23 protein-coding genes and 1 pseudogene are annotated in these 23,358 nt (G+C 60.1%); 6 read left to right on the top strand and 18 right to left on the bottom strand.

Going from position 1 to position 23,358, the window contains the following annotated elements:
- Positions 1 to 13: 13 nt before the first annotated feature.
- Together flgF and OEG84_RS19975 are read right to left on the bottom strand one after the other, a co-directional pair.
- The gene (gene flgF, locus OEG84_RS19980) at positions 14 to 739 is read right to left on the bottom strand and encodes a flagellar basal-body rod protein FlgF (RefSeq protein WP_267655361.1); all 726 of its coding nucleotides are present in this window, start codon (positions 737 to 739) and stop codon (positions 14 to 16) included.
- Positions 739 to 1,521, bottom strand: a complete 783-nt coding sequence (locus OEG84_RS19975) for a DUF1217 domain-containing protein (protein WP_267655360.1) — start codon at positions 1,519 to 1,521, stop codon at positions 739 to 741. Before OEG84_RS19975 ends, flgF begins: the two co-directional genes overlap by 1 nt.
- A gap of 204 nt (positions 1,522 to 1,725) precedes the next feature.
- Between OEG84_RS19975 and motA the strand changes: the two genes are divergently transcribed.
- The 6 genes from motA to OEG84_RS19945 are packed head-to-tail and all read left to right on the top strand — an operon-like array spanning position 1,726 to position 6,922.
- Positions 1,726 to 2,601 (top strand): flagellar motor stator protein MotA, encoded by an 876-nt coding sequence (motA, locus tag OEG84_RS19970; protein ID WP_267655359.1) that lies wholly within the window; start codon positions 1,726 to 1,728, stop codon positions 2,599 to 2,601.
- Positions 2,602 to 2,605: 4 nt separating this feature from the next.
- On the top strand, positions 2,606 to 3,556 hold the full coding sequence (locus OEG84_RS19965; protein WP_267655358.1) for a FliM/FliN family flagellar motor switch protein: 951 nt from the start codon (positions 2,606 to 2,608) through the stop codon (positions 3,554 to 3,556).
- Between the two features lie 59 nt (positions 3,557 to 3,615).
- Positions 3,616 to 4,323 carry a flagellar motor switch protein FliN gene (gene fliN, locus OEG84_RS19960; RefSeq protein WP_267655357.1) on the top strand — a complete coding sequence of 236 codons (708 nt, stop codon included), beginning with the start codon at positions 3,616 to 3,618 and terminating at the stop codon, positions 4,321 to 4,323.
- Positions 4,323 to 5,369 carry a flagellar motor switch protein FliG gene (locus OEG84_RS19955; RefSeq protein WP_267655356.1) on the top strand — a complete coding sequence of 349 codons (1,047 nt, stop codon included), beginning with the start codon at positions 4,323 to 4,325 and terminating at the stop codon, positions 5,367 to 5,369. Before fliN ends, OEG84_RS19955 begins: the two co-directional genes overlap by 1 nt.
- A gap of 12 nt (positions 5,370 to 5,381) precedes the next feature.
- Positions 5,382 to 6,473, top strand: a complete 1,092-nt coding sequence (flhB, locus tag OEG84_RS19950; protein WP_267655354.1) for a flagellar biosynthesis protein FlhB — start codon at positions 5,382 to 5,384, stop codon at positions 6,471 to 6,473.
- Complete coding sequence (locus OEG84_RS19945) at positions 6,470 to 6,922, top strand: hypothetical protein (RefSeq protein WP_267655353.1); 453 nt, start codon at positions 6,470 to 6,472, stop codon at positions 6,920 to 6,922. Before flhB ends, OEG84_RS19945 begins: the two co-directional genes overlap by 4 nt.
- A 172-nt stretch (positions 6,923 to 7,094) precedes the next feature.
- Here OEG84_RS19945 and OEG84_RS19940 read toward each other — a convergent pair whose 3' ends face one another.
- From OEG84_RS19940 to OEG84_RS19865, 16 genes and pseudogenes are all read right to left on the bottom strand, one after another.
- On the bottom strand, positions 7,095 to 7,757 hold the full coding sequence (locus OEG84_RS19940; RefSeq protein ID WP_267655352.1) for a response regulator transcription factor: 663 nt from the start codon (positions 7,755 to 7,757) through the stop codon (positions 7,095 to 7,097).
- Positions 7,758 to 7,843: 86 nt separating this feature from the next.
- The gene (gene visN / locus OEG84_RS19935; RefSeq protein ID WP_425602875.1) at positions 7,844 to 8,515 is read right to left on the bottom strand and encodes a transcriptional regulator VisN; all 672 of its coding nucleotides are present in this window, start codon (positions 8,513 to 8,515) and stop codon (positions 7,844 to 7,846) included.
- A 445-nt stretch (positions 8,516 to 8,960) separates the two neighbouring features.
- Positions 8,961 to 10,640, bottom strand: coding sequence for a flagellar basal-body MS-ring/collar protein FliF (fliF, locus tag OEG84_RS19930; protein WP_267655349.1), 1,680 nt, complete (start codon positions 10,638 to 10,640; stop codon positions 8,961 to 8,963).
- A gap of 178 nt (positions 10,641 to 10,818) precedes the next feature.
- A complete protein-coding gene (locus tag OEG84_RS19925; protein ID WP_267655347.1) occupies positions 10,819 to 11,211 on the bottom strand; it encodes a hypothetical protein in 393 nt (130 codons plus the stop codon).
- Between the two features lie 14 nt (positions 11,212 to 11,225).
- Complete coding sequence (gene cheD / locus OEG84_RS19920; RefSeq protein WP_267655346.1) at positions 11,226 to 11,780, bottom strand: chemoreceptor glutamine deamidase CheD; 555 nt, start codon at positions 11,778 to 11,780, stop codon at positions 11,226 to 11,228.
- On the bottom strand, positions 11,777 to 12,166 hold the full coding sequence (locus OEG84_RS19915; protein ID WP_267655345.1) for a response regulator: 390 nt from the start codon (positions 12,164 to 12,166) through the stop codon (positions 11,777 to 11,779). Before OEG84_RS19915 ends, cheD begins: the two co-directional genes overlap by 4 nt.
- Positions 12,166 to 13,224, bottom strand: a complete 1,059-nt coding sequence (locus OEG84_RS19910; protein ID WP_267655344.1) for a protein-glutamate methylesterase/protein-glutamine glutaminase — start codon at positions 13,222 to 13,224, stop codon at positions 12,166 to 12,168. The genes OEG84_RS19915 and OEG84_RS19910 overlap by 1 nt, the downstream gene beginning before the upstream one ends.
- Complete coding sequence (locus OEG84_RS19905; protein WP_267655343.1) at positions 13,221 to 14,111, bottom strand: protein-glutamate O-methyltransferase; 891 nt, start codon at positions 14,109 to 14,111, stop codon at positions 13,221 to 13,223. Before OEG84_RS19905 ends, OEG84_RS19910 begins: the two co-directional genes overlap by 4 nt.
- Positions 14,108 to 14,323 carry a hypothetical protein gene (locus tag OEG84_RS19900; RefSeq protein WP_267655342.1) on the bottom strand — a complete coding sequence of 72 codons (216 nt, stop codon included), beginning with the start codon at positions 14,321 to 14,323 and terminating at the stop codon, positions 14,108 to 14,110. The genes OEG84_RS19905 and OEG84_RS19900 overlap by 4 nt, the downstream gene beginning before the upstream one ends.
- Before the next feature lie 10 nt (positions 14,324 to 14,333).
- Positions 14,334 to 16,664, bottom strand: a complete 2,331-nt coding sequence (locus OEG84_RS19895) for a chemotaxis protein CheA (protein ID WP_267655340.1) — start codon at positions 16,662 to 16,664, stop codon at positions 14,334 to 14,336.
- A gap of 13 nt (positions 16,665 to 16,677) precedes the next feature.
- Positions 16,678 to 17,042 (bottom strand): annotated as a pseudogene (locus tag OEG84_RS19890) (response regulator).
- On the bottom strand, positions 17,039 to 17,338 hold the full coding sequence (locus tag OEG84_RS19885) for an STAS domain-containing protein (protein WP_267655339.1): 300 nt from the start codon (positions 17,336 to 17,338) through the stop codon (positions 17,039 to 17,041). Before OEG84_RS19885 ends, OEG84_RS19890 begins: the two are co-directional and overlap by 4 nt.
- Positions 17,339 to 17,404: 66 nt before the next feature.
- On the bottom strand, positions 17,405 to 18,973 hold the full coding sequence (locus OEG84_RS19880) for a globin-coupled sensor protein (protein WP_267655338.1): 1,569 nt from the start codon (positions 18,971 to 18,973) through the stop codon (positions 17,405 to 17,407).
- Between the two features lie 624 nt (positions 18,974 to 19,597).
- Positions 19,598 to 20,665, bottom strand: coding sequence for a DUF1513 domain-containing protein (locus OEG84_RS19875; protein ID WP_267656265.1), 1,068 nt, complete (start codon positions 20,663 to 20,665; stop codon positions 19,598 to 19,600).
- A 5-nt stretch (positions 20,666 to 20,670) separates the two neighbouring features.
- Positions 20,671 to 21,762, bottom strand: a complete 1,092-nt coding sequence (locus OEG84_RS19870) for an imelysin family protein (RefSeq protein ID WP_267655337.1) — start codon at positions 21,760 to 21,762, stop codon at positions 20,671 to 20,673.
- A gap of 2 nt (positions 21,763 to 21,764) precedes the next feature.
- The gene (locus OEG84_RS19865; protein ID WP_267655336.1) at positions 21,765 to 23,270 is read right to left on the bottom strand and encodes a di-heme oxidoreductase family protein; all 1,506 of its coding nucleotides are present in this window, start codon (positions 23,268 to 23,270) and stop codon (positions 21,765 to 21,767) included.
- Positions 23,271 to 23,358 lie beyond the last annotated feature (88 nt).

Below are 23,358 nucleotides of genomic sequence, written 5' to 3'. Positions count from 1 at the left end.
TCGAGCTCGGTCATCATCTGCCGCTGCCAAGCGTCCGGATTGCTTCCTTGAAGATATCGTCGGTGCTGCGCATCATCGCCGAGGCGTTTTCAAAGGCGCGCGACACCATGATGAGCTGGCTCATCTCGGCGACCGGGTTGACATTGGAATCCTCGACATAGCCCTGCACCAGTCCGGCACCGGGTGTATCCAGCAACGGTTCGGGCGGAACGACCGGCACCACTCCGAGCGATCCCTTACGGTAATACCCCTGGGACAGATCAGCCTGGTAAAGTCCGATCGCGCCGAGTCTCACGCCATTCTGGCTCAAGCCACCATCGCGGCCGGCCTCGGGTGGGCCGCCCGCAGGATCGAGCTGAAGCGGAGCGCCACCGGGATCAAGCACCGGATAACCATTGATATTGACCAGTGCCCCGGCCTCGGTAATCGTAAAACGGCCGTCCCGGGTCAGCATCTGCCCGGTCGGGGTTTCGATCATGAACCAGGCATCGCCGCGAATGGCAAAATCAAGCTGACTGCCGGTGGCGCGCAAGCCGCCATTCTCGGTGGACAGGAAATCCTGGCCCTGATTGACGAATGAAACATCGGCGGCGCCGGTGTCGGCCATAACCTCGTTGAATTTGACCTCGGTGGCGCGAAAGCCGGTCGTGTTGGCATTGGCGACATTGTCGGCAAGCGTGTTCATGCGGCGCTCGAGTGCTATCTGCGAGGACAGCGCGACATAGATTGAACTCTGCATTAACGACCACCAAGTTTGAGATTGTTGAGCGACAGCATCAGTTCCGGAGTAATTCCGAAGCCGGCCGAGGAGCCGAGCAAGACGCTTGAATCGACCGACCCGAAGGACGGATTTTCGAGCTCCCACAGAGCGGTGAAGCGCTCCAGGAACTTGCCGAGCTTTTCGGGATCCTTGAAATCTTCGATATCGATACGCGCATCCAGCATGTCTGCCTGCCGGTCGATATCAGAAGCGGCAAGTTCGGAAGACAACCCGAGGGCCGTGAACACGACCTGCGAAATCGCCGTGTCGGCAAGAATGCCATAGGCCGATGTGAGTTCTGGCGCGGAGCGCTGGAAATACAGCGCCAGACGGACACCGGTATTGTCGACGCCGGCGTCCTCTTCGAGCGTAAGCCGGAGATATTTGTCGACCGTGCCCTGCTGCGCCTTGGTGAAGATCGTCGCCGTCTCGCCGTTCCGCGCGAAATTGTAGGTTTCGGCGAAGGCCGCATACTTTGAATCGGCAAGCTTGTTGGCGAATGCGTCATCTTTGTCGACACCTTCGGTCAGGACCTTGCGCATGAATGCCTTGGCGTAGGACATGTCCTCCAGCCCATGCGCCTTCATTGCGTAATTGAACAAGCGCGTATCGGCCATGAACTCATCGACCGACTTCACCTCGGAGATCCGAGACAGGTAATATTCGCTCTCGCGGGCCACCACGGGTTGGCTGGCGATACGCTCGATTGAACGCGGAATATCCTGTGAGATCAGACGGTAGCTGGTGTAAGTGGTTGTCACCGATTTGCCCCTTGTTGATCCAGCGAGACAAGCAGCGGCCGCAAATCGGCGCGCCTCTCCCGGTATATGTCCGGAAATAGGTCAACATGCTTGCGCGAGGCTGGTCGACGGTAGAGAAGCACTCACCAGAGGAACAGATTCAGCTTCACACAAGGCTCACGCCGTAGGAGTTGGATCGCATGCAATAATCGCGGGTGAAATGTCATGAATATCGTAATCGGCTTGGTTATTACGCTGGGCTGCGTGCTCGGCGGGTTCATGGCAATGGGCGGCCACATCGAAGTTCTCAACCAGCCATTCGAGCTGATGATCATCGGCGGCGCTGCCATTGGCGGTTTTGTGATGTCCAACCCGATCAAGACCATCAAGGATACGATGAAAGCGATCGGCGAGGCGTTCAAGAACACCGTACCCAAGGAACGCGAGTATCTCGACACGCTGAGCATTCTCTATTCGCTGATGCGCGACCTGCGCACCAAGAGCCGCAACGAGATCGAAAGCCACATCGACAACCCCGAAGAGTCGGAACTGTTTCAATCGGCGCCGACGGTGCTGAAGAACAAGGAACTGACATCTTTCATTTGCGATTACGTGCGCCTGATCATCATAGGCAACGCCCGTCCGCACGAGATCGAAGCGCTGATGGACGAGGAAATCCACACCATCGCGCAGGATCGGCTCAAGCCCTACAATGCCATGAGCGTGATGTCGGACGCCTGCCCGGCGCTGGGCATCATCGCCGCCGTTCTGGGTGTGATCAAGGCGATGGCGGCGATCAATGAATCGCCTGCGGTGCTGGGCGGTCTGATCGGCGCGGCACTGGTGGGAACCATGCTCGGCATTTTCCTTTCCTACTGCATCTTCGGGCCGATCGCACTTAACATCAAGATTGTCCGGACCAAGCAGAACCGGCTCTACACCATCGTCAAGCAGACCCTGCTCGCCTACATGAACGGTTCGGTGCCGCAGGTAGCGCTGGAGCACGGCCGCAAGACCATCTCATCCTATGAGCGCCCGTCGATTGACGCCGTCGAGCAGGAAATGATGAACCCGGGCGGCGGCGAAGCAAAGGCTGCATGATCCAATGAACGCCAGCGCACCAAGTTCAACACCGAGCCTCCGGAAACTGGATCCCGACCTGCTGGACCGGATGATCGGCGCCAAGGGCGAAACCGAAACCATCGAACAAAAATGCCAGACCCTGTTGGCGCTGTTGTGCCCGGCTTTGGCGGGTTCCTTGAACAAGTCGATCGGAATTGCGGTTGATGCGCGGCCTGGCGACATCAAACTTGGACGCCGGCGTGTGCTGCTGGCGGACCTGAGCCGAGATGCAGCCTACTGCGAAGCCACCATTTCCGGCTGGTCGCCGGACATCGGGATTCTGTGCGGCACCAAACTGGTCATCGGGTTGGTCGAGTGCCTGCTCGGCGGTTCTGATCCCGACCAGCTCGACATTGTCGCACGCCCATTGTCCGGGATCGAGCTCGACATGTCGCTGGTGGTGTTCGAACAGCTCAATGATACGCTGCGCGACGTGGTAAGCGCCGACCCCCAATCCAAGGCAAGCGCGAGCAGGCCGCGTGCCGATATTCCGGACGAAGAAGACGATCCAACCCCCAATTTCCACGCCGCAGCGCTGACACTCAATCTCGAATTCGGCGCGATCAGCGCGCCTCTGACATTAGTCCTGCCGCAAGCGCTGCTGCTCAAGTCGAAGCTGACTGCGGTCAAGCCGAACAGCAAATCCGGAGCCGAACCGGGCAATTGGACAGAGCGGCTGAGCGAGCGGGTTTCGCGCTCGCAGATCAGTTTGCAGGCCGCCGTGGCGCTGGCGCCGATGCCGCTAGGCGACATCAGCCGCTTGCAGCCAGGCGACTTGATCGGCTTTGCCGACAATGGTGACATTTCCGTCACGTTGAGCGCCAATGGCAAACCGCTTTATACCTGCGCGCTGGGTCGATCCGGCAGCCGCTACATGGTCAAGATCGAAGGTCAGGCCGGTCCGGACGAGAATTGGAAGTCAGATTTTTCATGAACGGGCAGGATGGAGCGTCGAGGCAGGCTCCGGGCAAGCTTGAGACGGGATAAGAACGAATGGCTGGCAAAAACGCACAAGATGACGACAACGACCCAGTGGCGCTCGACGATGGCGCAATAGACGGAGCGGTCGGCGATCTTCGTGGTGTTTTGAAAAAAGACGCCGGAAATGAACCGGCAGGCAACAATGAAAGCGTGGATAGTATGGGTGGGGCAGCAGCCTTTGGTTCTGACTTTGGCGCGGATATCGCGGACGACGAACCCTCTACGGCGGTCGCAGATCCGTTCGATCTGGGAGCAACTTCAGACTTCGATGCGTCTGCAGAACTTGGGGGAGCCCCGAACCTGGATGCTCCCGAGTTTGGCGGCGACTTCGACGCTGCGCCGGATCTCGGCGCGGGCGGCCTTGGCAGCGGGTTCGGCAGCGACGCCGGGCTGGGCCAGGATTTCGGTGCCACAGCGGCACCCGCTACTTCCGCAAAATTGGGCGCCAGCGGAACACAGAGCCGGGTTGACCTGGTGCTCGGAATTCCAATCGATGTTCAGATCATTCTCGGCTCAAGCCGGATGGCCGTTTCCTCGTTGATGGATCTTTCTGAAGGCGCGACCATCGCGCTTGACCGGAAGATCGGCGAACCGGTCGAGATCATGGTCAATGGCAAGCTGATCGGCCGCGGTGAAATCACGGTGCTGGAATCGGACGAGACACGGTTTGCGGTTCGCATCATCGAAGTTGTTGGCGCAACGCAGAAGAAGAGCGACTGATGGCAGAATATGATGAGTTCGATCCGACTGGCGCAGGCGGAACCACGCAACTGACCGCGTCGGAAAAGGCCGCTGCCGTGCTTTTGGCCATGGGCAAACCCGTGGCCGGCAAGCTGCTGAAGTTCTTCGAATATGACGAACTCCAGGAAATCATCAAGAAGGCCCAGAACCTGCGCACCATCAAGCCGCAGGAACTTATCGAGCTGGTCAACGAATTCGAGGACCTGTTCAGCGAAGGCGCCGGCCTGATGGACAACGCCAAGGCGATGGAAGGCATCCTCGAGGAAGGGCTCACGCCCGATGAAGTCGATGGCCTGCTTGGACGCCGGACACAGTTTGAAAGCTACGAGACATCCATATGGGACCGGTTGCAGGGTGCGAACCCCGACCGGGTCGGTCGATACCTGCAAAGCGAACATCCGCAGACCGCCGCCTATATCGTGTCAATGCTGCCGGCCGGGTTTGCCGGCAAGACGCTGATGAAATTGCCGGAGAAGGCGCGGGTCGACATCGTTCGCCGCGCGGTCGATTTGAAAAACGTCAACCCACGCGCCGCCGCGATCATCGAAGCGCGGGTCCGGGATCTTGTCGCCGAGATGGATGCCGAGAAGGGCAACTCCGGTTCGGTCAAGGTCGCCGAGATCATGAACGAGCTGTCCAAGCCCGACGTCGAATCGTTGCTTGGCGCGCTTGAAACGGTCTCCAAGTCCGCCGTCGAGAAAGTTCGGCCACGGATATTCCTGTTCGACGACATCGCATTGATGCCGCAACGCAGCCGCGTTGCCCTGTTCAACGACATTTCCGGCGACATCATCACCGCCGCACTGCGCGGCGCGGACAATGACCTGCGCGAAGCGGTGTTGTCGTCAATCGGCGCACGACAAAGGCGGATGATCGAATCGGATCTGGCCGCGGGCGATGCCGGCGTCAACACCCGCGAAATCGCTGTTGCGCGACGCACGATCGCGCAGGAAGCGATCCGGCTTGCAGGCCTCGACCAGCTGACGCTGCGCGAAGAAGCGCCGGCAACAGCGCAAGCGGCCTGAGTCTGAGTCGCGATGGCTGAAGGCGAAGACAAAGACAGCAAAACAGAAGAACCAACAGAGAAAAAACTGCGCGACGCGGCGGACAAGGGCAACGTTCCCTTCAGCCGCGAAGTGCCGATCTTCGCCTCCACCCTGGGCATGCTGGTGTATCTGGTATTCTTCCTGCCCGCCGGCGCCGCCCGTTTTTCAACAACACTGCGCGACGTCTTCGAGCAATCCGATGGCTGGCGCATCCAGACCGGCAGCGATGCCGTAGCCCTTTTCCGGCTGCTGTTTGTCGAGGCCGGCTCGGTAATGCTGCCGGCGTTTGCGTTGCTGATGGGTTTCGGTTTGGGTGCCTCGGTGTTGCAGAACATGCCAAGCCCGGTTCTCGACCGGATCCAACCGAAACTGGAGCGGATTTCGCCGGGCAAGGGGATCGGTCGAATCTACAGCACCAAGGGCATGGTCGAATTCGCCAAATCGATGTTCAAGATCGTCGTGGTCTCGATCATCGTGGCTACCGTCATGAAATCGGAATATTTCCGCTCACTTGACCTGATGTTCATGGATCCGACGCTGGTGGCACCGGATATCGCCCGGCTGGCCGGCAAGGTCATAACTGTGGTGCTGATCTGCACGGCAACCCTGGCGGTGCTGGATCTGTTGTGGACCCGCTACAGCTGGCACGCTGATCTCAAGATGAGCAAACAGGATCTCAAGGACGAGATGAAGCAATCGGACGGCGATCCGATCATCAAGGCACGGCAGCGGTCGCTGGCGCGTGACCGGGCGCGGCGGCGGATGATTGCCGAGGTTCCGCGGGCCACGCTGGTCATTGCCAACCCGACCCATTTTGCAGTGGCGCTCCGCTATTCCCGCGAAGCAGGCGGCGCCCCGGTGGTGATCGCCAAGGGTCAGGACCTGATTGCACTGAAAATTCGTGAAGTGGCCGAAGCCAATGGGGTTCCGGTCTTTGAAGATCCGCCGCTTGCGCGCTCCATGTTTGCGCAAGTCTCGGTCGATAGTTTCATCCCACCGGTGTTCTACAAGGCTGTGGCCGAACTCGTACACCGGATCTACGCCGAGAAATCCAGGCCCCCAACCGTAGGCGCTCGACAATGAAAAAGAATCCGTATTCAACCGAACGTGAAAAAATCGTCGCCGACGCGATCTGCACCGTCGCCAGTGAACTGCGGCTGATTGATGTCGCCGACCTGGTTTCAATGCTACGCTTCGAGCGCCATGGCGATCTCTCGGACCTGGTGGCGTCTGCCGCGGAAATGTTCTTTCTGCCGGGCACCATCAAGCTCGGGATCGGCGGCGACTACTATCTGGACTGGAGCGGGCACCCGCGTGTGGTGCTGGACCTCGAGATCCGACCCAAAGGTGTCACGATCTATGCCCGGCTGACGCTGGAGCGCGATTGCGGCGGTGTTGAAATCAACCACATTGCCTTCGATGACCCGGCCGATACGCCCCACGACAACACCATGTTGCTCGAGCACAGCTTGCGTGCTGCGGCGTTTCGGCCGTTCATACCGGCAATCCAGGTCGCCCGTCCGGCGGCCTGAGAGCCGGGACGGCCAAGCTCGGCATGACGCCGGGCCACGCCTGAGCAAATGGGCTCGGCGCCACGAAATCGCTGATGGACGCGATTTCCTGACGGAATTGAAGGTCGCTTAATATTGGATCAACAGGCCCACAAACCTGAGCGCTGAGCTGTCACGCACGCAACGCCGGGGATCAGGCTATGATGCCGAGGCGGATTGATTTGGCGATCGCCTGGATGCGGTTGACGGCGTCCAGCTTGGTGGTTGCGGAGCCGAGATAGGCATTGACGGTATGCACCGACAATTGCAACCGTTCGCCGATGGCTTCGCTCTTCATGCCGTTGCCAACCAATTGCAGGCACTCGATTTCCCGCTCATTTAGCTTTTCGGCCACCGGTGTCACGCCGAACGCCAGCCGCAAGGTCTCGCGCATGACCATCAGCGCCTTGCGATGCAACTCGATCAACACCTCATTACCGATATCGCCGCGCACACCAAAGAAAACAATGATCCCGTTGCCCATGGCGCCCAATTGCACGGGAAACAGAAGATCGGTACGGCCTTCCAACAGGGCCGCGCCGATGACCGCCAGCGTAGGCCGCACCGCCTTTTCATCTACCGATGCCAACATCAATGGCCGTGGCGATGTCCGCAGATGCGCCAGCAGGAATTCCAATCGTTCGTCCAGCAGTTGGCTGACCAGGTCTTCGTTGCCCGGGCTCTGCATCTTGACGATAAGACCGCCGGGCGTCAGCAGGGTCTGTGCCTGCGCAGCCAGGACGGCAAAACCGGCGCCGGCGCACACTTGCTGCATCGTTACCAGCTTGGGAAAGAGGTCTGCGGTCGATCCTGCCATCCTACTGGTACCATCGTTGGTGAGGTGTTGTGCCCGATCCCGGGCACCCTGAGGTGCTGCAAGTTCCATATGTTTGGTTCCTGACCTCAAATGATGCGTTGACGAACAGCAAAGGCGACCGCTTCAGACCGAGTTTTTGCGCCGGTCTTGTTCATGATACTGGTGATGTAATTGTTCACGGTATTGCGCGAAATTCCGATGATCAGGGCGATCTCGTCACTGGTCTTGCCCTCGCCTATCCATGAAAGACACTCGATTTCGCGGTCTGTCAGGTCCGAGAGCGCATCCGTGGTCGATGTCAGGCTGGCGAAATGTGACGTATGATAGGCCGCCGCCAACGCCGCGTCGCGGAGCCGATCATGCGACAGAAAAGCATCGCGCTCAAACAACAACACCAGCATCAATCGCGCATGCCCGACATTATAGGGAATCAGGCACACCCGTCTCGACAGATCTTCAGGCACCTCGATCGCCGGATCGACATCGTGAAACGCCGGCTCAAATGCCTGAAGGCACCGTCGTACCTCGCTGGAACGAGCCTGGGCGTCGATCAGCGCGGAGCCGAGAGTGCGAACCAGGTCGAAAGGCCAGTTGGACGTGACAATGAAATCATGGTGCCGATCGGAATAATGGTCGTATCTGGCCACCAAATAACACCGCGCGCCGACATAGGCACTGATCAGGTCGATCCCGCCGGTGATGTTCCCACAGGACTGCTTGGATTCCATTTCCTGGATTAACGCAGCGCGCGCGACCATTCCAATCCCTTCCTTCTGTCAGGCACGACGCAACGGTCACGCTTGGCCAAGGATTGGCGTCGTTGTTTACGTATACACCTTCGCATACATGCCGCCCCACTCTTGAACCGAGCCGCTGCATCAACAGCCACTACTTTTACGGGATAACGAATCACCCCCCACCTGTGACAGAGTGCAGGACCTCATACCAAATATCCATAGTTAAATTTTGGGACTTCCCGTGTGGCCAATTCTATGCAAGGCCGCGATTCTCGATTCGGGACAGGCCAAGATGCGCTGATTGCAACCGGAGACGTGTCCACGCGAACAGAGGGAATGCCGGCGGCATCGCTGCATCCACAATGCAAATTGCGCTCAAATGAGATCATTTGAGCGCAAAGCAGATGGGAAAGGTTTGACGTACGGACCGCGAAGATGGGGATCACACGGCGGTGCCAGCATCAGCTCAAGCTGCCTCGCCCGAGGCCCAGCTCCTGAGAATCTTGGCGGCGCGCTCCTCGTTGATCTCGACCATGCGCGCCAGGCGCCGTTCCGGACCCTCCTTGACGCGCCGGTTGAAGCTACCCGAGTCTTCAAGCTCGAGTTCGGAATCACCTTCCGCGTCAAAGCCGAAGTCGGCACCGAAGCCTTCCATCGGCATGCCGCCGCCAGCGGCCATCGCTGCCGGCGAGAAGTCGGGAAGTTCCAGTCCGTCATCGACGAGCTCATCAACCGGTTTGCTGGCGCGGGCGCCGTTGAGCAGCGGCCTAAAGCCGAACATCACCAGCAGCAACGCCACGGCTACAAAGGCGACCGCGTTGATTATTGTTCCAAGCTGCGTGCGCAGCGTATCGACAAAACCCGGCTGGGTGGCGTTGTCGTTCAGCAAATCATTGGCCAGGAATTCCATGGCGGTGACGTTGGCACGATCGCCACGCTCGGCATCAATACCGGCTGCCGTGGAAACGATCTGCTCAAGTTCTGCGAGATAGGCTGAAACCTGTTCCTCGGTCGGCGCCTCGCCAAGCATGGCGTTGATTCGCCCCTTGTTGACAACGACGGCAATCGACAGCCCTTCGATGGCGTAACTGTTGCGCACGGTCGACGTGGTCTTCGAGTTGATCTCGAAATTGGTCTGTTCTTCCTTGCGCTCGGCCAGTTCGCTCGACTGCGGCCCGGCTGCACCACCAGCGCCGGGGCCTGCATCGGGTATGTTCTGTTCCACGGTGGCCGGAGTTTCGGTGGCCGACTGGTTGGATGTCTGGTTCTCCCGCGTCACCCGGATCGAACGTTCGACACGGGATTCGGGATCATAGACAGTTTCCTGGGTCTGCTGGCTGTCGGTATTGACCTTGGCGGTGACGCTGGCGCGGAAATTCTCGATACCAAGGAACGGGGCCAGCGCCTTTTCAATGTTGGTCTCGATCTCGCCTTGCACCATTTGCACGATCGACAGCGACCGGTTGAGATTTGAATTGGAGAAATCATCGCCGGTGGCGAGCAATTGCCCGGTCGAATCAAGCACCGTGACTTCATCGACTTTCAGGCCAGGCACCGAGGATGCCACCAGATGGCGGATCGAATCGGCAGTCCGACCGGCGAGATTGTTGCTGGTGCGGACCATGACCGAAGCCGAAGGCTGCTGGTCGCCACGCCGAAAATTGCCTCGGTCGGCCATGACGATATGGACCCGGGCGGCGGAAATTCCGTTGATGGACTGAATGGTGCGGGCGATCTCGCCTTCCAGCGCACGAACCCGGGTGACTTCCTGCATGAAGCTGGTGAGTCCCAACGAGCCGACCTGGTCGAACAGTTCATAGCCAGCGGTATTGGAAGACGGCAGGCCGCGTTCGGCCAGCAGCATCCGTGCCCGGTTGGTCATGCCAGCGGGAACCGTGATCGAGGCACCATCGGCGCCTGGGGCAAAATCGATGTTGGATTCTGCCAGGACCAGGCTGATCTGGTTGACGTCTTCGCCGGAGAGACCGATGTAGAGGGTTTCCTGGGCAGGTTTATTGAGGAAAATCGCACCGGCTATGATCAGGAGGATCGACAATGCGCCGACCCCTGCAAGGGCCAATAGCCTCGCCTGACCCAGCGCAGCCAGGTTTTTTCCGATTTGTGACAGCTGGTTCAACAGACTCATTCTGTATCCGCACTCGACAGGGCTAGCCGAACAGGATGTCCGGTTTGGCAAACCTAGGCGGCGAAACTTGCGCGAAAGTGGTCTGTGGCTGACCAAGCGGACCGAGAGGCTCGATCAACGGCTCGCAGCGTGCCCGATACCGCGGAACAGGTCGGTTCGGCGACGATGCCGGAGCGCCCTAGAAAAACTCGAGGTCGCCGGAGGCCTTCTGATAGACATCGGCTGACGGCTCGGCATCAACCGAAGCCTGCAGACGCCGTTTCATGTCTTCCAGAGTGACCAGATTGAGTGCGGTGGTGATATCCACCAGATGCTCGGTGTCGATGTGTCCGCCAATGCCGTCAATGAATCCGGCAAGGCCGCGGGTTTTCTGTACCGCCAGGTCAATTCCCTGCATCACCCGCATGTGGTCGGGCGACGCCAGGAACTCGGTTGAGCGACCATTCGACAGCAACGGCTCAAGCCGCTCGATCAATTCCGCGACATCGACAAGTTCCGAACTGACGCGCGCCAGCACAAGCTGCAGGGATTCCTGTGTTTGTTCGCCGTTGTCCTTGGGCAATTTTGTCATTGTGGCGAAACTCCCTAGAAAAACTCGATCGACGCGTCGGCCGGCTTCGGTGCAACAATTCTGGACGGCGCGATCTCGAGCGCAACAGTCTTGCGCGTTTCCGCCCCGGTCAACGGATAATGGCGAGCCCGCCCACTGACGGGAAAATACTCAAGCTTGCGCCCCACCTCGCCGCCGACATTGCTGCCGACGATGCGGATGCCTTCATCGGTCAGAAACTGATGGGCGAATTCCGCGTTTTTTTCGCCTACATTGGAAAAACCGGAGATCGTCTTGGCGCCGCCGATGATCTTGGCTTCGAGGCGTTGGCGTTGAGCGCCCTTCTTGAGCAGGCCGTTGATCAGCAACTCCATCAGATGGACACCGTAACGCGTTGCCTCTCCGCCCGAGCCATTGCTCTGACCAGGCAACAGAAAATGGTTCATGCCACCGACGCCCGCCACCGGGTCACGCATACATGCGGCGATGCAGGATCCCAGGATGGTGGATAGCACCACGTCGGGATCGCTGGATACCTTGTACTCGCCCTGTATGACATGGACTCTGCGGACGTGGCCGTCTGCAGTCACTTAAGCGCCCCAAACACCGCCTCGATAGCGGCTTTCATTTTTTCGATGGTGAAGGGCTTGGCCAGCACGTTGTTGGCGCCCAGCGCCGCGGCCTTCTGCACCAGCGCCCGGTCACCCTGGGCGGTGAGCATGATGAATGCCGCACGTTTGGTTGCCGGATTGGTGCGCACTGCATGCAACAGCCCAAGACCATCCATTTTCGGCATGTTGAAATCGGAAATGACCAGGTGGTGAGGCTGTTGGCTCATGATCTTGGCCCCTTGCTCACCATCGCCGGCGACGGTGATCTGGGTAAACCCGAGTTGCTGCAGCGCATCGCCGAGCAACAACCGACTGGTCACCTGATCGTCAACAATGAGAACCTTTATTTTTTGTGCAATCGACATTACGCGACCCTATTTTTGCGAGAGGTAGTTGTTGATTTGAGAATCTCTTCGCCAATCTCGTTGAGTGGCAATTGACGTCCGACACCGCCAATTTCCTGCGCGACACGTGGCATGCCGTAAACCACGCAGGTTTTTTCGTTCTGGCCGATGGTGATGGCCCCGGCCTGGCGCATGCGCAGAATTCCTGCCGCACCATCGCGCCCCATGCCGGTGAGGATCACCCCGACGGCCTTGGCGCCGGCCAGTTTCACCACGGAATCAAACAGCGCATCCACCGAGGGCCGGTGTCCGTTGACTGGACTACCCTCGACCAGAGCACAGCGCGGCGCCGCGGGATTGACGACGTGAAGGTGGCGCTCACCGCCGGGCGCCAGATAGATCCTGCCGATCTCCAGCCTGTCGCCGTCTTCGGCTTCCTTGACCTGCGGCGAGCAAAGCCGGTTGAGGCGGTCAGCGAAGCTCCTGGTGAAGGTCGCCGGCATGTGCTGGGTGATCACTGTCGGTGGGCAGTTGGCCGGAAATTTGGTCAACACCGCGATCAACGCCTCGACACCTCCGGTGGAGGCGCCAATGGCAATGATCTTGCGCGACGGCTGATAGTCGCTGGGTGCTGAATAGGTTGGCGTTCTGGTTACCACGGCACCGCCAAAACCTGGCCTGTGGCGCTGTGATCGTGCCGCCGCCTTGACCGTTTCCGCAAGATGGGCGAACGGCACCCTGTCGCCAGGCAACGGCTTGCCGACGCAATCAAAAGCTCCGATTTCCAGGGCCGCCAGCGACGCTTCAGCGCCACGGTGGGTCAGTGTCGAGACCATGATGACCGGCATCGGCCTGAGCTGCATGATCTTTTCGAGGAATTCGAGACCGTTCATATTCGGCATCTCGATATCGAGCGTGATGACGTCGGGATTGAGTTCCTTGATGGCGGCGCGCGCCTGCATGGCATCGCCAGCCTCACCGATCACTTCGATTTCGGGATCGCTGCGAAGCACAGCCTTGATCAGGCCGCGCATGGTGGGCGAATCGTCAACGACTAGTACGCGCGCTTTTGCGGTCATGGGCGTCCTGCAGCCCCCTTGTGACGATAGGTGGTGATGGCTGTGTTTTCAAAACGGGCCTTGCCGTCGCCCGAAAGACGCTCTGAATGGCCGATATAGAGATGACCGCCAGGCGGCAACAGGTCGGCGTAGCGAACCCAGATCCGGCCTTGCGTGGGTTCATCGAAATAGATCACCACATTGCGGCAGAAAATGACGTCGAACTGACCGCTGAATGGCCATTTCGCCATCAGATTGAGTTCGCGGAAGGAGATCAGTTGCTTGACCGGGTCATTGACCTGAAATTTCTTGTCACCGACCGGAGTGAACCATTTCTTGCGCATCCCTGCATCGACCGTTTCGATGGCCTGCGGATCATAAATCCCGGCCTTAGCCTGGGCGATGATCTTGGGGTCGATATCGGTGGCGAGAATGCGGATATCCATCGACGCCGCGTCGGGCGCCATTCCCAGGATGGTCAGAGCGATCGAATAGGGCTCCTGTCCATCGGAACAGCCGGCCGACCATATGCGGACCCGGCCACCGGCCTTGGCTCGCGTCAGCAGGCCTGGCAGGACTTCCTTGCGCAAATGATCGAAATGGTGGTTCTCGCGGAAGAAACGGGTGAAGTTGGTGGTCAGGAAACTGAGCATCTCGCGCCGCTCCGCCGCCCCTTCGGTCGAGCCGACCAGGGCGCAATAATCGCGAAAACTTTTCATGCCTATCTGCCGGAGCCGCTTGGACAAGCGCGAATAGACCAACGAGGCCTTGGTCTCGTTGAGCGCAATGCCGGCATCGGAATAGATCATGCCGGCGATATCGGAGAGATCCCTGCGGGTGAGCGGATACTCCCCGCTCACGAGGCAATCATCGGGGCGGCCTGACTGGAGAATGGCAGCGGCGCTCATGCGGCCTCGCTTTCGGTGATGCCAACTATGGCGTGGGGTTCAGTACGGCAAATCATTGTGCGTGCGATCGGGTGAAGGCCGGTCGAGACATCAGCCGCGACACTCGCGACAAACGCTCCGAGCAGGCGCACCGACGTGTCGGTCCCCTGACCACGGGCCTTCCGGTTCCCGATCATTCTGGCTTTGTGGCTGTCCATCACGCGTATCGACATTCCGTCGTCCTCACCCGGTTGCCGCAAGCGTCATCTCGGAACTCAGCGCGTGTCCGCGTGAGGCCGTGACGACTGCGTCGACATCCAGGATCAGCGCCACCCGGCCATCGCCGAGAATGGTCGCCGCGGCGATGCCTGGAACATTGGTGTAATTGGCTTCCAGGCTCTTGATGACCACCTGGCGCTGGCCCTGGATGGCATCGACCATCAGCGCGCGCTGGCCGCCGCCTTCCGATTCCACCAGCAGTGCGACACCGTTGACCGGGTCGGCAAGATCGGGACGGAAATTGAGAATGTGACCAACATCGACCAGCGGACAGAAGGTGTCGCGGATGGCGATCAGCCGCTGGCTCGGCCCGAAAGCGTGGATATCGTTCTTTACCGGCTGCAGGGTTTCAACGATGGCCGTCAGCGGTACCACCAGCGTCTGATTGGCTACCGTGACCACCATGCCGTCGAGCACGGCGAGCGTGAGCGGCAGGCTCATGGTGAAGACAGAACCGTGACCGGGCCTGGAGGTGATCGAGATGCGGCCACCCAACGACTGGATGGATCGCTTGACCACATCCATGCCGACGCCGCGACCGGAGATATCGGAGACCTTGTCGGCGGTGGAGAAGCCGGGAAGAAAGATCAGGTTGTCGACTTCCTCGTCACTCAGATTGGCATCGGCGGTGATAAGGCCATTCTCGATGGCCTTGTTGCGCACACGCTCGCGGTTGATGCCGGCGCCGTCATCGGCGATTTCGATGACTATCCGGCCGGAGCGGTGCTTGGCGCTCAGTTTGAGCACGCCCTCGGCGCTCTTGCCCAGTTCGGTGCGCTTCTCTGGCTTTTCGAGCCCGTGATCGACCGCGTTGCGGATCATATGGGTCAACGGTTCGGCGAGCTTGTCGATGACGGTCTTGTCGACTTCGGTGTTTTCGCCTTCGGTGACCAGACGCACGCTCTTGCCGGTGATATCGGCAATTTCACGAACAATGCGACCCATCCTCTGGAACACAGGCTTGACCGGCTGGGCCCGGATCGCCATCACGCTGTCCTGGATTTCCCGGGTCAGTTGCTGGAGTTCTTCAAGCCCGAGGTTGATTGCCGAGGAACCGCTGCTTTCGTTTTCGACAACGCTCTGGGCGAGCATTGCCTGATTGATGACCAGTTCACCCACCAGGTTGATGAGGCGGTCGACGCGATCGAGATCGACGCGGATTGTCTGCGGCGCGGCGGCTACGGAGGCAACCGGAGCTTCTTTCTTTTCGGTTTCAGCGGCAATCGCCTTGGCAGCCAGTGGCAAGGTCGATGGCACCAGCGGCGCGGCATCGACGACGGAAGCGACCTGTTCGACGGGGGCGGCTGCCGCAACAGATTTGACGGATTCAGCTGAAACCAACGGCGCATCGTCGAGCAACGACAGATCGAACGGCACTGGCGCCATCGGCTGTTCCCCGCCCGAGGCATCCGCTGTGGCAGGTGCTTCGTCATCAGCGCCGGCTGAAATTTTCAGTGCGCAATCCCATTCCGCAAACTCGAACACCTGATGAATGGCGTCCTCGCCCTGATCTGTTTCCACGCGGATCAGCCAGGAGAGATAGGCGCCTTCCGGATCGATCTGTTCAATCGGCGGCAAGGTTTCGGTATCGCAACTGACTTGAAGTTCACCGACCTTGGCCAGATCACGCAGCAGCAACACTGTCTCATTGCCCTTGCCGTAAAGGTCGGAACGCGGTTTGAAGCGAACCGTGAACACGGATTTGCCCGACAGCTCGGTTTCATCCAGTACCGACGCCGGCTCATCCTCATCGTCGAAACCGTCAAAGCTGAACGGGACCGGCTGAAAACCACTGTCATCGGTTGGCGCCACGGAATCATCCACTGCCACCGGTGTTTCAGGTTGAGGCGTGGGGGCTGCGGGCTCGGCAGGTGCCGTTGCAGCGGGCGAGGCCCCTGCCGCAGACACCGGCTGCCCCTTGGCGTAAGCCTCAAGTTCGGCAACCAGGCCGGATGTGCGGGATTTGTCGACAGAACCGCCATCGCGCGAAGCGGCCGTGAGGTCGGCGAGCACATCGGCGGAGCGGAGCATTACCTTGAGCAATTCCGAGGATGCCTCGAGCTTGCCGGATCGAACGCAATCAAGCGTGGTCTCGAACACATGCGAAAAGGAAACAAGGTCATCGAGACCAAACGCGCCAGCACCACCCTTGATCGAATGGACCGCACGGAACACCGCATTGACCGTTTCCGGATCGGTGTCACCATCATTGAGTGCAAGCAGACCGGTTTCCAGTTCGGCGAGTTGTTCCTCGCATTCCAGGAAAAAAATGTCCTTGATTTCGTTCATATCCATGGGGGAGGTCCTGTCAGGCGGTTACACGCTCAATCGCCGCAATCAGCTTGCAAGGGTCGAACGGCTTGACGATCCAGCCGGTGGCCCCTGCTTCACGAGCGCGGTTCTTTTTTCCGCATCGCTTTCGGTGGTCAGAACCAGGATCGGAATTGCCCGATAGCGTTCGTTCCGACGCACGCCTTCGATAAATCCGAAACCGTCGAGGCGCGGCATGTTGATGTCGGTGACGATGACATCGGGGTTGGATTCTTCGAGGACTTCCAACCCCTCGACCCCGTCTTCTGCCTGGACGGTCTCGAAACCGGCGTTGTTGAGGGTTACCAGCAACATATTGCGGATGGTCCGCGAGTCATCGACCGTGAGAACCTTCTTCTTCATTTCAACATCTCCCCTGGAAGCAAAGATTCATCAGAAATTCCCAATAATTTCAGTGTTTTAATAAATATATCGGATGCCTGAACGACCTTGAAAGACTGATGATCGAAGCGCCAGCTCTGCGCCGCCGACAGCAGAACCTGGACGCATTGTGCACCAATCCGGCTGACGTCGGAGGCGTCGACATCGATGTTTCCGCCCTTGTGAGCCAGCACCTGTTCATGCAGCCGGTTGGCAGCATTGAGGTCGAGTACCGCCGGCAATTTCAGAATTTTCGTTGTTTCGTCATCAGACGACATGGCGGTAATCCTCACTTGTAACGGGGTTGGGACACTCAATTGCGGCCAGCCTCACAAATCGTTTCATCAGGCAATCCTCCTCAGCGGCGCGCGCCGCTCCGGGTCTTGAGAAACCGGTGCGGTAACGTCGATGCTTTCAAAGCCACGATGGCGCTCCTGCCTATGCAGGCGGATCTGCTCACCCAGTTCGGTGATGACCAGTTGCAGGTCTGCGCCGGTTTCAGACACCGTACCAAGACGGGCGCCGCTCGCGGCGATTTGGGCGGCGGCCTGACCGAGAGCCTTTGCGGAACCACCAATATTGTCTGCTTCGGTTCCGGTCTCTGCGCCAACGCCAGCGACGGACTGAGAAATCTGGCCAACCTGTTCGACAAGGCCGGAGATCGCCGAGCGGGTCTTGCCGACCAGTTCAACGCCGCGACCGACATGAGATTTGGCGTCGGCAACCAGATCCTTGATCTGATCGGCAGCACCGGCTGACCGCTGGGCCAGCGCGCGAACCTCGGTGGCAACCACCGCAAAACCGCGCCCGGCGTCACCGGCCCGCGCCGCCTCGATCCCGGCATTGAGCGCCAACAGATTGGTCTGGAAAGCAATTTCATCGATCACCGAAATGATCTTGCCGATCTGCTCGGCGGATTGTTCGACACCGGCCATGGCGTCCATCGCACTTTCAACCACACGGTCGCCGGATTCAGCGCTTTGCCGCGCTTCAGAGATCAGGGTTTCGGCCTTGCGAGCGGTTTCGCCGGTCAGGCGGATGCGGCTGGCCACAGCGTCAAGCTCGCCATGCTGCTCACCAATCGCCGCACCATAGCCTTCGATGTCGGCGCGCACGGCTTCGAGATCATCACTCAATTTACCGGCAAGCCGTTCAGCCTGCGACAGCTGCTCGGCAGCGCCTGTTACCAGCCCTTCGATGCGGCCTACCGCAGCGTTGAAATTCTCGACCATTTGGCGGTGCGGTTCGATGCTCTCGGGATCGATGCGTACCGACAGGTCGCCTTGGGCCAATTGCGCCAGCGCTGCGCCCAGTGTGGTTTCGACCAGTTCGCGAGCCTCGTCGATTTCGGTTTCACGCTGGTGATGGAGCGCCTTTTGCTGCGAACGCAGGCGATGGGAGACTTGCATGTCGATATCGATCAGCGCCGCCTTGACCACATCGACCAGACGATCGGCGAGCTGGGTGCGGCCTGCCCGATTGGCAAATTTCCCGAAGATGCCGCCGCTGCTTTCCTCGACAAGGCGATGGATCACCCTTTCAAGCACCAGCGCATGACCGCCAATCGACCAGCCGGCATCGAGCCCGATGCGCTGGCGGACTTCGCCAAGGATCACCGACCGGTCGGCATAAAGCCCGTCGAAGCGACCATCGGCGAGGATCGACCAATGGGCGACCTCGAGTTCCTCAAGGCGGTCAATCTGCCTGCCGGACGTAAACAGACCGGCAATCTCCGGGGTGTTCTGCAGGCGCTGGAAAAACGATGCCAGCGCAATCCGAGCTTCGGCCTCGATCATCGACCGCAAATCCCGCAGCCGTTCACGCCCATCGACGTCAAGCGAGGTGAGGTCCAGGCGCGCGCGCAGGCCTTCCGCCGCTGCCGGATCCTGTACCCTTGCCTGAATATGCCCCACGCGCCTACCCCGTATGACGGCCAATGACCGTTTGTAGCCTCTATTTCCGGGCTGGCGCTATTTGCCGAATTCTGCGGATGGTCCGAGCTACACAGTATGTGAAAGCCCGCTTCTGTCCGCATCGCTGACCAGGCGCCGCCTGGAAGAAAATCTGGAAATCCGGACCGGTTCCGGGCCGTCGGGCGGCTTCATGCCTTTGTGGAAGCGCAACACGCAGTTGGCCACAGTTCGACGAGTGCGCTAATTGTTACGGACCAATCCTTGATCGAAGGTTAACATTACAACCCCAGTGTTAAGGGATTAGTGACCTTGTTGTCGCAGGCCAAAACAGCCATTTCAGGCGCAAGCTTCAGGCAAGTTGGGTCTGCCATCCATGTCGGCATCGATGACAATGATGTCACCAGGAAACGAGCAATGATTGTTCTCGGATTTGGCGCGATCGTAATCGCAACTGCCACCCTCGCAAGCTTCTCGGTGCTGCTCTGCAGCAGCGGGGCACGGGTTCGACAGAACCCGGTCTTCTGAGCCGAACCTGCTATTTAGAACCGGTGGAGATTGATCCACCGGCCGGCAGGCTCTGACCGACGACGACTGGCTGCGGCGCTGCCGGCAAGGCTGTGGCTTTCAGGCGACGGCGATATGATTGTCCCACAACAGGTCGTGCTGCTGATGCGCAAACTCACCGGTTTCGGTGGAGCTGACGAAGCCGCGCGCGGATGCCTGAATACCGCAGACACCGGGCTGTTCGATTGATCCGAGAACCTTGCCGGATTGCGCGTCGAGCGTCACCAGGCGCCCCGTCTTGGGCGAGGTGATGGCCAGCCGGGCCCCATCATTGCTAGCCGCAACGGCGCCCACATACATGCCAAATTCTGCCTTGACATCATTCGGCAGCTCGACGGTCTGAAGACCTGCATCAGGGTTCAGCCGCGCCAGTACCGGCGGCACATCCATCGGATCCCCCTCATACTGACCGCCGATCCAGACCTGACCGCGCGCATCCGCCGCCATGTGCCGCAGCGACAGACGGCGGAGGTTGTCCGGCAGACTGTGCGATGACAACAACGATCCGCTTTCGAGATCAATGAAAGCCATCGACGATGCCATGGTCGGCAGATTGAGTTTCTGGCGGCCGTTGTCGGGATGAGTGCGAATGCCGCCATTGGCAACGCACAGCGTCTTGGCGTCGGGCATCAGCAGGATTTCATGCGGCCCGATGCCGTGGGAGGGAAATTCGCCGATACGGGCAAAACCGTTGGTGACGTCATAGACACCGAGCACGCCATCGCCGGTTTCAAACGCGTTCTCGGCTGCAAATAGCAGCTGCCCATCCGCGGAAAAGGCCCCGTGTCCGTAGAAATGGCGGTCTGCCGGGGTATGAAACACCACCGGTTCACGCGCCGATTCGGGATCAAGCGCGACCGCGAAATTTCCCGGACGGCGGGCAAAGGCCACCAGCCAGCCAGCTTGCGGATGCGACGCAAAACCATGGCCGCGTCCCGGCAGCAGATGCCGCGCGACAATCGCCCCGTCCTGATCCAGAAAGGCAATGCCATAGGCGCCCTGGCGGTCCTTGTAGGCGGAGGCGAAGACCACATCGCTGGCCGCCAACCGTTGTGCACCAGCCGGGCCAAGGCTCAAGAGCCAGGCAAGTCCGGCGCCGGCCAGCAGGGCGCGCCGCTCGAGAACCACCGGGCTCAATCGCCGTCTCCAAAGGAAAAGCCGGTCGACAATCCCGCCGCCTGGGCAAAGTCCTGGTCGAAACGGTCGATGATGATGCGGATGGCGTAGCCGAGATAGGCCAGCTTGTCGCGCCTTTGCGGGTCACCGAGCAGTTCAGCGGCAGGCGCGTCGAGGCTTTCGGCAGTACGGATGGCTTGGGTAAACTCAAACCGGATAGTGTTGCCCAGATGGTTGTTCGGGTCGACTGCGGCGGTTTCAAGTGTGCTCGCGTTGAAGAGCGCCTCGAGCCCCGTGAGATTGGCGATGATCGACCCCATGGTCATGTCGGCGCGCCACAACGGCGCAAGTTTGGGGCGGTCTCGGTGCTTATCGCTGCTGTCGAGAAAGGCGCCGAGCCTGGTATCGCGGATGGCTTCGAGACCATGAATCTCGGTCCCGAGCAGCAGGTTCAGGGCTTCCTTGTCAGTGCGGAACAACGGGTTCTGCGCGTCCGGCGCAACGAACATCCGCGAAAGCTGTGTGCCCTCGCGCCACCCTTCTGTGAGTTCACCAGCCATGGTCGCGAGGTTTGCTGCCGCAGCGCGGGCATAGCCGCAGCGATGGCTTGCAGTGCCAGCGGCCAACTCCTCGCTGCCGGTTCCAAACAGGATGTACTCAAGCGCGCCCAGGCCCTGCATGGCGACACTGTTGGCGGCCAGAGCCGCGGCATCTGTGACGCCCGCATCCTTGCCGGCGATTGCTGCCTGCACCTGCTTTCGACCGGTGCCTTTGCGATCCGGGAAGAAGTAGATCCGCTCCAGCCGGTTCTCCGACATCACCGGTCCAATCCGCAGCCATTCGACCTGCGCCCATTGACCAGCGACATTGCGAAATGCGTCGCGTGCAGCCGCAAGGGTTGCCTCAGAGGGGGTATCGCAGAGCGTCTCGACGGCTGTTTCAAGGCCGAGCGTTGTCTGTTCGAAGGCTGTGTAGTGAGGTCGGATGTAGTCAACAAGCGTGTGTTCGAGCACCGATCTGATCGGCGCCTGCGCCGTTTCGCTGCCAACCGCAAGTGCCGGGCTGGCCCAGGCGAGAGCTACCAGCATAAAAATTTGTCGACGTTTCATGATCACAGACTTTCCAGAAATTTCACCAGTGCCTGGCGTTCGGATTCCGCCAGCGCTGCAAATCCGTCACGGGCGGTTTTCGCCTCGCCGCCGTGCCAGAGAACGGCTTCGGTCAAGTTACGGGCACGGCCATCGTGCAGAAAGAACGTGTGACCATTGACAACCTGAGTCAGGCCGATACCCCACAGCGGCGGCGTGCGCCATTCAGTGCCGCTGGCACGGCCGACCTGTTGACCATCGGCCAGCCCCTCGCCCATGTCATGCAGCAGAAAATCCGAATAGGGCCAGATCAACTGAAACCGGTGCGCGGGATTTTCCGCCTTGCGCGAAGTGACATATTTGGGCCGGTGGCAGGCAGCACAGCCGAGGGAATAGAACACCTCTTTGCCTGCCAGCACCTCAGGATCGTCGACATCGCGGCGCGCAGGCGCAGCCAGATTCTGGGAATAGAAGGTTACCAGTCCCATTACTGGATCGGGCGCCTCGGTATCGCCGAGATCTGCCTGAATACCGGCAGGAAGCGACAGGCATGCTGTTTCTGCTGCGGTGCAATCGCCGTACGGGTTGGGAGCGTCCGGCGAGGAGATGCCGATATCGCCACTGAACGCGCCGGCTGCCTGCTGGCGCACCGTGGCATTCTGGGCCTTCCAGCCAAAACGCCCGATCGCGATCTCGCCGGTCGCGGGATCGCGGGTCAGCGCCAGGCGACCGGAGATTCCGTCGCCGTCCCGGTCGTCAGGGTCGGCCTGGTTGACGAGGTCGGCGGGGTGGATGGCCTCAACCAGCCCGGCGCCGGTCATCGGTGGCGTCATCCGTGGCGACAGGGTCGTCTCGGGGTCGAGCGGGCCATAGCCAAGATCGGCGACGCTGTAGGCAGGCTTGCGCAGCGAGACGCGGGTGCCATCAGCCAGGGTAACCGGCTGTTCCTGATAGTCGATCACCATACGGCCCTCGGCCTTAAGCCCTGGCACCGCCAGGTCCTGGAACTGGCCGCCATAGACCGGGTCGGGCACGGAGGCGATCAAATAGTCTTCGAGCGTCTTGCGCTGTTCGTCGGTTTCAGGCGGGCGCGCCAGGCGCAGGAACATCGAGGTGGCATCGGCTGCGCCTTCGGGCGGATGGCCGCGGCCATCCTTGATGTGGCAACTCTGGCAGGCGCGGCCGTTGAACAGCGGGCCAAGGCCGTCGGAGGCAAGCGTTGAGGATGGTGAGGAGACCCAGAGCTTGCGGAACAGCGCATTGCCGAGCTTGAAGGTTTCTTCTTCCTCAAATGTCAGGTTGGCGTTGAAATGCGACAGCGCATCCCGGTTGACCAGCTTGGTCGAGGTGCCCGCGCCACCCTGCATCAGCTCGAACTGCTCGGCTTGGGTAAACGAACTCGTCGGCCGGACAATGCGCTCGACCCGGACGCGATCCTTCTTGTTCAAGTCGTCGCGTTGGTCGGGCAGGCCGGCCAGCGGATCGGCATGGGCAGTGATTGCCGCAGCCAACGCCAAGCCAACTGCCATACCACAACTGAGAACACGACGCCGGAGGCCCGGGCCTGCCGGATAGATGCGGCCGAGGTGCGGTTTGTGGCCTGGGCCTGGCACCGCA

The organism is Hoeflea algicola, assembly GCF_026619415.1.
In the GTDB taxonomy this organism is placed as follows: domain Bacteria; phylum Pseudomonadota; class Alphaproteobacteria; order Rhizobiales; family Rhizobiaceae; genus Hoeflea; species Hoeflea algicola.
Note: the sequence above shows the minus strand (reverse complement) of the source record. Positions and strands in the feature narration are given on the sequence as shown.